A 12,137-nucleotide genomic window follows, 5' to 3' on the forward strand; every position below is an offset into this window, starting at 1 on the left:
GCACCACTTCCGAAATGGTTATATTTGCTTCTGAAATTCGCATCATGACCGAACAGGATTTTATTCCATCTTCATACCCCCATCCTTTGATGAAAGGCAGTGTTTCTTTTCAATCCCCAAGCAACATAGCCTTGGTAAAATACTGGGGAAAATACGGGGAACAATTACCTAAAAATGCCTCCATTAGTTTTACCTTGAATGAGTGTCATACGTTGACGACGTTGCACTATATGAAGAAAGATAGCCCTGGGTTCAATTTCGAAGTGTATTTGGACGGAAACCGCGAAGAAGGTTTCGAACCAAAAATCCAGAAGTTCTTGGAGCGGATTCAGACTTATGTCCCATTTGTTGAAGATTATACCTTTCGCATTGAAACCTCTAATAGTTTTCCCCATAGCAGTGGAATAGCCTCTTCGGCCAGTGGAATGAGTGCTTTGGCCATGTGCCTTATGGATATGGAACGGCAAATGTTGGGTGGCATGGAAGAAGATCATTTTCTGAAGAAGGCTTCTTTCCTTTCCCGTTTAGGGTCGGGGAGTGCTAGTAGAAGTATAGAAGGGCCTTTAGTGGTTTGGGGCACCCATGAAAATATTGAAGGGAGTTCCCATCTTTTTGGAGTCACCTATCCTTATGAAGTACATCCAAATTTTACCGATTTTCAGGATGCTATTTTATTGGTAGACAAAGGCGAGAAGCAGGTGAGCAGTACAGTAGGTCATAACCTAATGCACGATCACCCCTTTGCCGAACAGCGTTTTCAGCAGGCGAACAATCAGTTGGCCGCTTTGATTCCTGTGCTCAAGGAAGGGGATTTGGATGCCTTTATAGACATCGTGGAATCGGAAGCGCTTTCGCTGCATGCCATGATGATGACTTCAACCCCGAATTACATTCTCATGAAACCCAATACGCTTCAAATCATTGAGCGCATTCGCAATTTCCGAAAGGATACGCAAACAAAGGTGTGTTTTACCTTAGATGCAGGGGCCAATGTACATGTGTTATTCCCCAATTCAGAAAAGGATCGGGTCACTGAGTTTATTAAAAATGAATTGGCACCTTTCTGTAAGAATGGTGAGTATATATTGGATCATACCGGTCAAGGAGCGGTTCAAAAAAATGTAAATCAGCAGGTTAGATAGTTATTGGGTCGATTTTAAGACTTTCGCAGGAATAATGCCGTATCTTTGTAACGAAAACGTGGTTTTTAAGCCAAATACATTATCTTTAGCGAATTAAACCTAAATAATTTAGATGCGCGGTCCCCTTTTCTATTCAAAAATATTGCTCTTTGGAGAGTATGGTATTATCAAGGACTCCAAAGGCCTTTCTATCCCGTACAACTTTTACAAGGGTGCTCTTAAGATCGATGAGCATAAAACCACAGCCACTCATAATTCTAACGATGCCTTGCGTCGATTTACAGAATATTTGGAAGCACTTCAGGAAAGAAGACCGGATTTGGTCACTTTCGATTTTGATAAGCTGAAGAAGGACGTGGCGAATGGTCTGTATTTCGATTCTAGTATTCCGCAAGGATATGGAGTAGGGAGTAGTGGTGCTTTGGTAGCGGCTATCTATGATCAGTATGCTTTCGATAAGATTACCGTATTAGAAAACCTTACGCGCGAAAAGCTGTTACGCCTGAAGGAAGTTTTCGGAGAGATGGAATCGTTTTTCCATGGAAAATCTTCTGGGTTGGATCCGCTAAACAGTTATTTGAGTCTTCCTATTTTGATCAATTCTCAAGATCATATAGAACCTGCAGGAATCCCTTCGCAAACGGAAAGCGGCAAAGGAGCTGTTTTCTTATTGGATAGTGGACAGACGGGCGAAACGGCACCTATGGTTCAGATATTCATGGAAAACATGAAGCAAGAAGGGTTTCGAAGTATGTTGAAGGAACAATTTGTGAAACATACCGATGCCTGTGTGGAAGACTTCTTGAAAGGTGATGTAAAGTCGCTTTTCGGAAATATAAAGCAACTCTCTAAGGTGGTACTCGATAACTTCAAGCCTATGATTCCGAAGGAATTTCACACTCTTTGGAAAAAGGGAATCGATACCAATGCGTATTACCTAAAATTATGTGGTTCTGGCGGTGGCGGTTATATGTTGGGCTTTACCGAAGATTTTGAAAAAGCACAGCATGCCCTAAAAGGCCATAAGCTAGAGGTAGTTTATAGCTTTTAACAACAATCCCCTAACATATGGGAATGCTTAACCGCAAACAGAAACTTCTATTATTGAAATTTTTCAGTTTGTTTTCTGTGGTGCGCGGCTATAATATTCTGGTCATTGTAATCGCCCAATACCTTACCTCCATTTACATATTGGCACCGCACTTACCCGTTCGGCAAGTGGTTTTCGATCTCAATCTATTAATGCTGGTATTGGCGTCGGCAGCGGCGATTGCAGGGGGGTATATCATCAATAACTTTTACGATAGCGAGAAGGATTTAATCAATCGTCCCAACAAAACACGATTGGATCGTTTGGTGAGTCAGAATACCAAACTGTCCGGGTATTTCGTACTTAATTTCCTATCGGTCATCTTTGCAAGCTATGTATCCTTTAGGGCAGTGATTTTCTTTTCACTCTACATTTTTGCCATTTGGTTCTACTCCCATAAATTGAAGAAATACCTGTTTATTGGGAATCTAACGTCGGCAGTACTTTCGGTGGCGCCCTTCTTCGCAGTGTTTATTTATTACAAAAACTTTGATCTGGTTATTTTTGTGCATGCCACCTTCCTGTTCCTGCTTATCTCCATGCGTGAAATTGTAAAGGATTTAGAAAACCTAAAGGGTGATCTGGCCCAAAACTACAGGACGTTGCCAGTGGTGCACGGTATTAAGATGGCAAAGATTATGTTGACTGCACTCGCAGCATTCACATTAGTGCCTACGTTATTGCTCATTTTTAAGTTCTATTTGGGGTATATGCACTATTATTTCTATGGAAGTATATTGGCGCTCATCGTCTTCGTGGCCTTGCTTTGGAGAGCTACGCGAAAACTGCACTACGTAATCCTGCACAGCATTTTAAAGTTCGTTATTGTTATTGGTGTCTTTAGCATTGTTCTTCTGGATGTAGATCTTTTGCTGAAACGTTTCATGATGTACCTATAACTTTACATGGGTGTTGAAAGGTTTTATCTATTCCACGACAGATTGTTATATCTTTAGATAATGGAAAAGACGAACCAATTAAAAGTGGCCTTGGCCCAAATATCCCCTGTTTGGTTGGATAAGCAGGGAACCCTTCAGAAAATTGAAGATCAGATTCACGATGCCGGGAAAAATGAAGCCGATCTCATCGTTTTTGGTGAAGGAGTGCTTCCCGGATACCCTTTTTGGCTGGCCCTGACAGGGGGTGCCGAATGGAATACCGAAGTGAATAAAACATTGCACGCCCATTATGTTTCTAATTCCGTAACCATCGAGAATGGGGATTTGGATAGTGTGTGTGCCCTGGCCGAAAAATACAGTTTGGCCATCTATCTTGGAATCATTGAACGTCCTTTGGACCGTGGTGGAAAAAGTATTTATGCCTCCTTGGTGTATATAGATGCGGAAGGAAAGATTCAATCTGTGCATAGGAAATTACAACCTACCTACGACGAACGGCTGACATGGTCCCCGGGCGACGGAAATGGATTGAGGGTACATCCTCTTGGGAAGTTTACCGTAGGCGGCCTGAATTGTTGGGAGAATTGGATGCCACTGCCAAGAGCTTCGCTCTACGCGCAGGGCGAAGACCTGCACGTGGCCGTATGGCCCGGCAGCGACCACAACACGAAGGACATTACCCGTTTTATCGCTCGGGAAAGTAGAAGCTATGTACTTTCAGTCTCTTCTTTGATGCGATTGGAAGATTTCCCACCCAATACGCCTTACTTGGAAAAAATATTTGAAAAGGCACCCAAGATATTGGCCAATGGCGGAAGTTGTATCGCTGGGCCCGATGGGGAATGGCTGGTAGCACCCGTTCTACATGAAGAGGGGAATATTTATCATACCTTGGACTTTCAACGGGTATTGGAAGAACGACAGAATTTCGATCCTGTAGGACATTATTCCCGCCCGGATGTTACTCAATTGACTGTAAACCGCGATCGACAGTCTACCGTGAAGTTCGATGAATAAACTTTGCTTCGGATACCTAAAAGCCTAATGCTTCTTGTATCTTTGCAAAAATTTTAAAGATGGGTAGACAAGACAGTGGTAGAAAGGGAAATGCCTCAGGTAGAGGGAATAATCAACGAAGAAGACCCAATAAACCATCACCGCAAAAACAAAAAACTTCCGGCTCTCAGAAGAAGGGAGGCGCTCAGCCAGGAATCAGGCTCAATAAATATATTGCCAATAGTGGGATTTGTTCCCGCCGTGAGGCCGACATGTATATTGAAACTGGTCAGGTAACCGTAAACGGAAAAGTGGTGAACGAAATGGGCTTTCGTGTGATGCCTTCGGATGAGGTAAAGTTCGATGGTCGCCGTATTTCTCCGGAACCGCCCACATTTGTATTGCTCAACAAACCCAAAGGAGTCGCCACCACTACTAGTGAATCCAAAGGACTTACCGTCATGGATATTATCGCTGGTGCAGGCACCGCACGTATAAAGCCTTTTGGTCGTTTGGGAAGGAATGCTACAGGATTGCTTTTGTTTACCAATGATGATATCTTCCGTCAAAAATTCAGTAAAAAGGGAATCGATCGATTGTTCCATATCGAACTTGATAAAAACCTAAAAGCCGAGCATCTTAAGCAGATTGCAGAAGGATTGAAGATCGATGGAAAGGAAATCCAAGTAGAAGAGGTTAGTTACGTGCAGAACTCCCCTAAAAAGGAAGTCGGACTAAAGATTAAGCACACCGGGAATAGCATTATTCGAACGATTTTCGAACATCTGGGCTACGATGTGGTAAAAGTGGATTGTGTAACCTTAGGGCCATTGACCAAAAAAGACCTTCCCCGTGGACGTTATCGCTTCCTAACCGAGGAGGAGCTATCCATTTTCAATAGGCTGTAGGGAATTTTGCCTACTCTTTTTTAGAAATAGTTCCCACAAGAGGAATCCTGCTACGACAACATATTCTAAAGCAACCAGCCAAAGATTTTCGGAAAAGCCTTCAGCACCGTAAGCCGAATAACTGAGCATGACGAAGGCACTCCAAACGATCGCAAATCTGTATTTGGTAAAAACGGATAGTATTAATGGTGTGGCCACATACCACGGATGTACTGTGGTAGAAAGCAAAAAGTAAAAGGAAACACCAAACAACAAGGCAGTTATTAAAGGTTTTGTTTCTGTGTTCTTTCGGAAAAAGGAAAGGAGCAGCAAAAAGCCAATGACGACTAATGGGAGTATCTTCCCTACAGAAGCAATGATATTCCATCCTATGGTCTGAAAGCCAATCCACCGAATGATATAGTAGATACTGGCATTGAATTCGAATTTCTGAAACCAAAGTCCAATAGTTGCTGCGAAGTTATCTGCAAATTCCCCCGAAAGAAAAGGAAGGAAGGTAATGACTACGGTTAGCAGCGTAAGTACATAAAACAGTACAACACGTGACAATCGTTGCAGGTTGAATATGCCCTCTTTTTGAAAGGCATATCGGAAAAATAGCGGTAAAAACAATAAAGGAAGCAGTTTTACGGAAACGGAAAGCCCAAGCAATACTGCGGCCCAAACCCATTTCCCCTTGTGCAATAGATACAAACTCCAAACCACGAAAAACAACATGACTCCTTCAAAATGGAGATTACCCGTCATTTCAATAATGATGAAAGGGTTTAGGAAGTACCAAAAGATCTGCTTTTCGGGAAGTTGTAATGCCTTCAATAGTTTTCTTCCGAAATACAGAATTCCTATATCCGCAAGAATGATCAATAGGCGCAAAACGATGGCCGAACCCAAAATGCTTTTTCCAGAAATTAAAGCTGCAATGGCAAAGCACAATTGGTTTAAGGGAGGATAGTTGCTATAGTGGCTTCCGTTTAATTCTCCCATTCCTGCATACAATTCTCGAGCTTGCGCAATGGGGATAAAACTGAATAAACCGGTCTCGCTTAAATACTGTTCTGGCGTAAAGAGATAGGGATTCATTCCGAGAGCCAATGCACGTCCATCCCAAAGAAACCGATAGAAATCCTGGGATAAATTGGGAATGGCTGGCAAGAAAATAAGCCGGAAAACGACTCCCATACCCGCCAATAACCAGAAATTCCATCCAAACATTTTAATGAGTTGGTAGGTAAGGATGAAGAGTCCAGCAAATAGGGTAATAAGCCGAATGAAATCACTCCGCTCTAATTCGTAGGCAAAAAACCAGTAAAGAACAGCCGTTACGAGCGCTAAGAGAATCGCAAATTTCTGCGTGCGGATACTATTAACGATCGAGGTGGGCATTAGTCTTGCCATTCGGCGATGAACAGATTGGTATCACGTGTTCCGCCGTTATTTCGGTTGGATGAAAATGCCAAGTATTTTCCGTCATTGGAGAATACTGGGAAGGCATCAAAGGTTTCACTGTGGGTGACCCGTTCCAGATTCTTTCCATCGATATCGATGAGGTATAGATTGAAAGGGAATCCTTTTTCCGCTTCAAAATTGCTGCTGAAGAGGATTTTTTCTCCACTCGGGTGGAAGAAGGGACTCCAATTGGCATTCCCAAGACTGGTTAACTGTCGCAAGTCGCTACCATCGGCATTGCAGATGTACAATTCCATTTCGGTGGGCTGTACCAATCCTTGTGCCAGTAGGTCTTTGTATTCTTTTATTTCGGCTTCCGTTTTGGGTCTCGAAGAACGGAAAATCAGTTTTGTTCCGTCGGGAGAGAAAAAAGCACCTCCATCATAACCCAATTCGTTGGTGATCTGTTTCACATCGCTTCCATCGAGATTCATGGTATACAATTCTAAATCGCCACTTCGCATAGAGGTGAATACAATTTTGTCTCCTTTAGGCGAAACGGTGGCTTCGGCATCATAACCTGGTTCATTGGTTAATTGAGCCGTAATATTTCCTTCTAGGTCGGCCACGAAAATGTCGAACGAATCGTACACGGGCCATACATATTTTCCATTTTTACGAAGGGGAACCTCAGGGCAATTTTCATCAACTAGGTGTGTACTTCCGTAGACATAGTGTTTATTGTCCGGCAAGAAATAGGCACAGGTGGTACGTCCTTTACCCGTAGAAATCATGGGAGGTTGTGTTCCATTGAAGGTTTCATCGGCATTCATGAGGAACATCTGATCGCATCCCACACCCCATTCCGTATAGTTGGACTGAAACACCAATTGCTTATCATCGAAACTCCAATAAGCCTCTGCATTATCCCCTCCAAAGGTCACTTGCCTAATAGACTTAAAGTGTTTCTCTTCGGGATAGATGAGGGAATCTTTCACCGTTTCCACTTGTGTCGTGGCAGCTTCGGTATTTTCAGTCTTTTGGTCTTCGGATGTGTTCTTACAGGCAATTAATACCGTAAAGGATAGCAAACAAGCTATAAGTCTCATAATAAGCGTAATTTTGTACAAAAATACAGATATGCGTTTAATTGTTCCCTTAATATGTTTGCTTATTCTTTTTTCCTGTAAGAAACCTGTGTCCATGAAAGATGATGTGGTCTTTCTTTCAAGTGATGAGATGCAGGGAAGGGAAACCGGAACAGCGGGCGAACTCTTGGCCGCGGACTATATTGCTGAGCGTTTTTCCGACAATGGACTCGAAGCCAAGGGAACCGATGGGTACTTTCAGGACTTCACCTTTAAACCGAGTAGCAATCCACATGAAGAAACAGAATTCCTTTCAGATAGAAGCACCGATAGTACGGTTACTGGACGTAATGTGGTTGCTTATTTAAACAATGAGGCAGCGCGTACAGTAGTCATTGGTGCCCACTACGATCATTTGGGAATGGGTGGCTTTGGATCGTTACACCGGGGTGAGGAAAAAGTACACAATGGTGCGGACGATAACGCCAGTGGTATTGCTATGCTATTGCGCTTGGCTGAAATGCTGCATACCAACGAAGGGACCGAAGAGAACAACTATGTCTTCATTGCATTTTCCGGTGAAGAGATGGGACTGTTAGGGTCGGCTTACTGGGTGAAGAATGCTACGATCGACATTAGTTCTGTAAATTATATGATGAATATGGATATGGTGGGGCGACTTAATGAAGAGAATACCCTTGCGGTGCACGGAGTAGGGACTTCGCCTATTTTTAAGCAAACGCTTATGTCGAACAATAAGGATTTCAGCCTTTCGGAATTCGAAAGTGGGATTGGCCCGAGCGATTTCACTTCCTTCTATGTGTACGATATTCCCGTATTGTCATTTTTTACAGGACAGCATGAAGACTATCACAAACCCGAAGACGATGCCGAGAAGTTGAATTATGAAGGCATGGATAAGATTCTTTCGTATATCTATGACATTGCTATGGATTTGGATGATAACGGGAAATTGGCCTTCCGTAAGACCAAAAATGAAAGTGAAGAAGTGCCTGCTTTTAAAGTAGGTCTAGGAGTGGTCCCCGATTATTTGTACACGGGCTCAGGAATGCGAATCGATGGGGTAAGTGAAGATAAACCTGCACAAAAAGCAGGACTTAAGAAAGGCGATGTTGTGGTAAAAATGGGTGATAGCACTGTAGTCGATTTAATGAGCTATATGAAAGTTTTGTCCACGTTTGATAACGGACAGAAAACCAAGGTGGTGGTAGAACGAGATGGGGAGAAGATCGAGGTAGAGGTAGAGTTCTAGAAACCACCTAATAGACTGGCGCAGACGCCAAGACTAATAAGGAGATAAATGCCGCTAATGATCCAAAGGACTTTGGCGGTATTCTTTTTTTTCTTGGCTCGATAAACACCTCCAATGATTGCCAAAATTATGGGAATACCAAAGCCAACAAAAAAGATCATAAATACCAATAATCCTAAGCCGTCCATATTACCTTCAACTAGTATCGCATTCATAGTGTTTCTTCTTGTAGTGTAGTAAGATACGCTCTTTTTTCATCACGATAAAACAAATTCATCGTTTCAAAAGGGATGATGTTATAGTCCTTGTTCACAATATGGACACAGGATTTCTTAATTGCCCGAACATCGAAATTGTGAGCGTCGATAAATTGCATCACAATGATTCGAAACAGATTGTCATAACCCAAATTGGGAGCATCTACATGTGGAAGGCAGCACATAATGGATTTTAGGTTTTCTTCGGCTGCTTCCACAGAATTCCCTGTACTGAACAATTCGATCATTTTGCCATGTAACGCCTCGTCCTGCTCATACACGATGGTATTTTTGCTATTGTCCAATAAGTCATTAGGATTGATATAGCGTGTTAATGGAAACACCTCTTCGCCCAGCTTTAGCGCATACCCCATAACCAAAGCATCTGGGTTGCAGGGCACAGGAATGAGATCGTCGGCATTGAATAATGGAGCCTGTTCCAATATTTTTCTTCGAACTTCTGTAAGTGTAATTCTGTCGGTAGTGGTGTTGAAGTTCTCCAATCTTCCCGCAATTTGGGTGGGTTGAAAAGTCACTCCCCGAACACATTTTTGTTGAAGGCCATACTCGATGATTTTACCTATTTCATGATCGTTTTCCCCTTTCTGAAGTGTCACGACCAAAGTGGTAGATAGATTTACTTCGTTGAGATTTTGTATGGCGGCTTCACGGATACTGAAAAGATCCGCACCACGCATTTTCTGAAGGACCTCATTTTCAAACGAATCAAATTGAAGATAAATCTCAAAGTCGGGAGCGTAGCTTTTTAAACGGGTTGCAAAGTCTTTTTCCTTGGCAATTCGGATACCATTGGTGTTTACCATTAAATGCCGAATGGGAAGGGATTTGGCATAATCCAATATTTCGAAAAACTGAGGATGTATGGTCGGTTCACCACCACTTATCTGGACAACATCGGGTTCCTTTTCATGTTCTACGATGGTATCCAGCATCTTCTTTACCTCTTCCAAACTACGATGCCTTCCGTAGTGTGGAGAAGAGCCCGCGTAACAAGTTGGGCAGGTAAGATTGCATCGGTCGGTAATTTCAATAATGGTCAAGCAGGAATGCTGCTCATGATCGGTACACAAACCGCAATCGTACGGGCAACCGTAGTGGACCTTTGTGTTGAATTTATAGGGAGTTTCCGAAGGTTTGTTATAGTTGCGCAAGTTTTTATAGTACTCAATATCGTCGGCAATGAGCACTTTCGAATTCCCATGCTCCTTGCACCGTTTCAACATATAGACATTGCCTTTTTCAAATACAATTTTTGCGTCTACCCTTTTTAGGCATTCCGGACATAGGCTTAGGGTGAAGTCGTAATAGGTGTACTTTCTTTCAGGCATAGTGCTTTCAGCTTTTAATGGACAAGATAGTTTTTCTGTAGTAAATAAGGCAGACGATACATAAGTATTGAATCGAGCTTAACCCTAACAACAGGAACTCATTCGGTTTAAGGAATTCAATAAAGAATCGAAAAGCGAAATAGGCGATCATGAAGAAAGCAAAGATCTTCCCGCTTTTCAGGGGAACCTTGGCTTGAATCCGTTTCAGGAAAACAAATAGGAACGCCAAAAACAATAATTCGTACAGTGCTAAGGGATGTCGCAATAAACCATCTCCCAAATCCATTCCCAAAAAGGAGTTGGTTACCGTACCGTAAGTAAACTCGTTGGTTCCCGAGAGAAAACAGCCAATACGCCCGATGAAAATTCCAAGGATGATAGGAAAGGTAAAGAGATCGCCAGAAGATTGGGTCTCGCCAATAATTTTCTTAGCGATTTCTACCCCAAGCAACCCACCGAAGAGTCCGCCCATGATGGTTTTGGTATTGAGGAGTACAAGCCATACATTTTCTGAAAAGTCAATAAACGGATATTCCAACCATCCAACCACACGCGAACCTACCAGAGCTCCAAATATGGCTCCTAAAATGATGGATAACCGATTCGTATATGAAATAGGATCATTGGAGTTTTTGCGTAAATACACATAGTAACGAAAGGCAATTAAAAAGGCTAGGTATTCCAGAATAAGGTGCACATTCCAGTGTATTCCAAAAAAAGTAGGCTCGAAGGGTAGCTCCAATGGATATAGATATTTTACCTAAAAGTAAACTATTTTAGAAACTCCTCATAAACGACAATACCATATATAAATGGGGCTTTGTGCCGCTGGTTGCAGGCGTCGCGAAATTATAGCTCAATTTATAATTGTTCCGTTTGTTGTGATGGAACATTTCAAAATTATAGAGAAAGAGGTTTTGGTAGGGTTCTTTCAGGAAGACCGAAAAGTCTTCGACGATGTGTCCTTCTAACAAAGCATCGTGAAAAATATAACGATACCCAACCCGAACCGAAAAGAACCACTCCTTGGCATAATCGCCCAATTGCTGATAGGCCGATGAGGTGTTCATTGGGTTCCTTTTTCCGAAGTAAAAAGCGACATCACTCTGTAGGTATATATCCTTGGTTCCTAAAGCGCCTATGGGATTTAAAGCCATGTACACACTAAAGGGATTGGGTTCTAATTTCCATTCACGCACGTATTGAAGGTAGAGGTTGGTATGAAGACTGTTTTTTATTTGTCCCTCCCAAGTAGCGATTCGGGAATCCTCTGCGGCAGATTCGTGAAAGTAACTTTGCAATTGTTCGGCCTTGGATAGTGGCCCTGAGAATCCGAACAATAAACTGGCATCGATCATCCGTTTGTTATTGGTAAGCATAATACCATTGGAGATACCTATAAATCCTGCGTAGGGACGATCTAGGCGTTTTAAACTCACTTCCAAAAGATCCGCAGGGGTATAGATTTCTTGCTGAATGAAAAAGCGGTATTGCCGCTTGTTGACGGAATCACTTCGGGTAATATCATGCGATCGAATACCGATAAATGAACCCGTAGTATAATATCGGTCCGTGAAGAGTAAAAAATCGTTATCATGTCGCAGTTCGAAGGCAGTTTTGTATACACGGTCCGACGGAGAGGGCACATCGCGTTCTTGTCCTTGGACTTGGAAGAAACAAGACAAGGCGAAAAAATAAATCCATAGCGATTTTACCCTAAGCTGCGTATTTATGAATTCGATACAGGGG

Annotated in this window: 12 protein-coding genes; 6 read left to right on the forward strand and 6 right to left on the reverse strand. The window is 42.5% G+C overall.

The window, feature by feature from the left end; genetic code table 11:
* Positions 1 to 44: 44 nt before the first annotated feature.
* The 5 genes from POV27_RS02705 to POV27_RS02725 all read left to right on the forward strand — a co-directional run bounded on the left by POV27_RS02705 (position 45) and on the right by POV27_RS02725 (position 5,035).
* On the forward strand, positions 45 to 1,142 hold the full coding sequence (locus POV27_RS02705) for a diphosphomevalonate decarboxylase (RefSeq protein ID WP_272861186.1): 1,098 nt from the start codon (positions 45 to 47) through the stop codon (positions 1,140 to 1,142).
* A gap of 112 nt (positions 1,143 to 1,254) precedes the next feature.
* Entirely contained in the window at positions 1,255 to 2,193 is a 939-nt protein-coding gene (locus POV27_RS02710) for a mevalonate kinase family protein (RefSeq protein ID WP_272861187.1), read from the forward strand.
* A 23-nt stretch (positions 2,194 to 2,216) separates the two neighbouring features.
* Positions 2,217 to 3,131 carry a geranylgeranylglycerol-phosphate geranylgeranyltransferase gene (locus POV27_RS02715; RefSeq protein WP_272861188.1) on the forward strand — a complete coding sequence of 305 codons (915 nt, stop codon included), beginning with the start codon at positions 2,217 to 2,219 and terminating at the stop codon, positions 3,129 to 3,131.
* Positions 3,132 to 3,191: 60 nt separating this feature from the next.
* Positions 3,192 to 4,148, forward strand: a complete 957-nt coding sequence (locus POV27_RS02720) for a carbon-nitrogen hydrolase family protein (protein WP_272861189.1) — start codon at positions 3,192 to 3,194, stop codon at positions 4,146 to 4,148.
* A 59-nt stretch (positions 4,149 to 4,207) separates the two neighbouring features.
* Positions 4,208 to 5,035, forward strand: a complete 828-nt coding sequence (locus tag POV27_RS02725; protein WP_272861190.1) for a pseudouridine synthase — start codon at positions 4,208 to 4,210, stop codon at positions 5,033 to 5,035.
* Here the strand turns inward: POV27_RS02725 and POV27_RS02730 are convergent.
* Together POV27_RS02730 and POV27_RS02735 are read right to left on the reverse strand one after the other, a co-directional pair.
* Positions 5,012 to 6,430: an MptA/MptB family glycosyltransferase gene (locus tag POV27_RS02730; RefSeq protein WP_272861191.1), complete on the reverse strand. Its 1,419-nt coding sequence runs from the start codon at positions 6,428 to 6,430 to the stop codon at positions 5,012 to 5,014. The genes POV27_RS02725 and POV27_RS02730 overlap by 24 nt on opposite strands.
* Entirely contained in the window at positions 6,418 to 7,530 is a 1,113-nt protein-coding gene (locus POV27_RS02735; protein WP_272861192.1) for a TolB family protein, read from the reverse strand. The genes POV27_RS02730 and POV27_RS02735 overlap by 13 nt, the downstream gene beginning before the upstream one ends.
* A gap of 94 nt (positions 7,531 to 7,624) precedes the next feature.
* On the opposite strand from POV27_RS02735, the gene POV27_RS02740 reads away from it, so the two are divergent.
* On the forward strand, positions 7,625 to 8,782 hold the full coding sequence (locus POV27_RS02740; RefSeq protein ID WP_336375827.1) for a DUF4910 domain-containing protein: 1,158 nt from the start codon (positions 7,625 to 7,627) through the stop codon (positions 8,780 to 8,782).
* On the opposite strand, the gene POV27_RS02745 is transcribed toward POV27_RS02740, so the two are convergent.
* Genes POV27_RS02745 through POV27_RS02760 form a run of 4 tightly spaced genes read right to left on the reverse strand, consistent with a single transcriptional unit; the run spans position 8,779 to position 12,073 of the window.
* Positions 8,779 to 8,997: a hypothetical protein gene (locus POV27_RS02745; RefSeq protein ID WP_272861194.1), complete on the reverse strand. Its 219-nt coding sequence runs from the start codon at positions 8,995 to 8,997 to the stop codon at positions 8,779 to 8,781. The two genes, POV27_RS02740 and POV27_RS02745, sit on opposite strands and share 4 nt — an antisense overlap.
* Entirely contained in the window at positions 8,994 to 10,388 is a 1,395-nt protein-coding gene (locus POV27_RS02750) for a radical SAM protein (protein WP_272861195.1), read from the reverse strand. The genes POV27_RS02745 and POV27_RS02750 overlap by 4 nt, the downstream gene beginning before the upstream one ends.
* A 7-nt stretch (positions 10,389 to 10,395) precedes the next feature.
* The gene (locus POV27_RS02755) at positions 10,396 to 11,130 is read right to left on the reverse strand and encodes a prolipoprotein diacylglyceryl transferase family protein (RefSeq protein ID WP_272861196.1); all 735 of its coding nucleotides are present in this window, start codon (positions 11,128 to 11,130) and stop codon (positions 10,396 to 10,398) included.
* A 34-nt stretch (positions 11,131 to 11,164) separates the two neighbouring features.
* Positions 11,165 to 12,073 (reverse strand): lipid A-modifier LpxR family protein, encoded by a 909-nt coding sequence (locus POV27_RS02760; RefSeq protein ID WP_272861197.1) that lies wholly within the window; start codon positions 12,071 to 12,073, stop codon positions 11,165 to 11,167.
* Positions 12,074 to 12,137 lie beyond the last annotated feature (64 nt).

Source organism: Aureisphaera galaxeae (assembly GCF_028561275.1).
Taxonomy (GTDB): Bacteria; Bacteroidota; Bacteroidia; order Flavobacteriales; family Flavobacteriaceae; genus Aureisphaera; species Aureisphaera galaxeae.

Coding starts and splice junctions, on each gene's coding strand:
- POV27_RS02705 (WP_272861186.1), top strand. CDS start 45: ATGACCGAACAGGATTTTATTCCATCTTCATACCCCCATCCTTTGATG.
- POV27_RS02710 (WP_272861187.1), top strand. CDS start 1,255: ATGCGCGGTCCCCTTTTCTATTCAAAAATATTGCTCTTTGGAGAGTAT.
- POV27_RS02715 (WP_272861188.1), top strand. CDS start 2,217: ATGCTTAACCGCAAACAGAAACTTCTATTATTGAAATTTTTCAGTTTG.
- POV27_RS02720 (WP_272861189.1), top strand. CDS start 3,192: ATGGAAAAGACGAACCAATTAAAAGTGGCCTTGGCCCAAATATCCCCT.
- POV27_RS02725 (WP_272861190.1), top strand. CDS start 4,208: ATGGGTAGACAAGACAGTGGTAGAAAGGGAAATGCCTCAGGTAGAGGG.
- POV27_RS02730 (WP_272861191.1), bottom strand. CDS start 6,430: ATGGCAAGACTAATGCCCACCTCGATCGTTAATAGTATCCGCACGCAG.
- POV27_RS02735 (WP_272861192.1), bottom strand. CDS start 7,530: ATGAGACTTATAGCTTGTTTGCTATCCTTTACGGTATTAATTGCCTGT.
- POV27_RS02740 (WP_336375827.1), top strand. CDS start 7,625: ATGAAAGATGATGTGGTCTTTCTTTCAAGTGATGAGATGCAGGGAAGG.
- POV27_RS02745 (WP_272861194.1), bottom strand. CDS start 8,997: ATGAATGCGATACTAGTTGAAGGTAATATGGACGGCTTAGGATTATTG.
- POV27_RS02750 (WP_272861195.1), bottom strand. CDS start 10,388: ATGCCTGAAAGAAAGTACACCTATTACGACTTCACCCTAAGCCTATGT.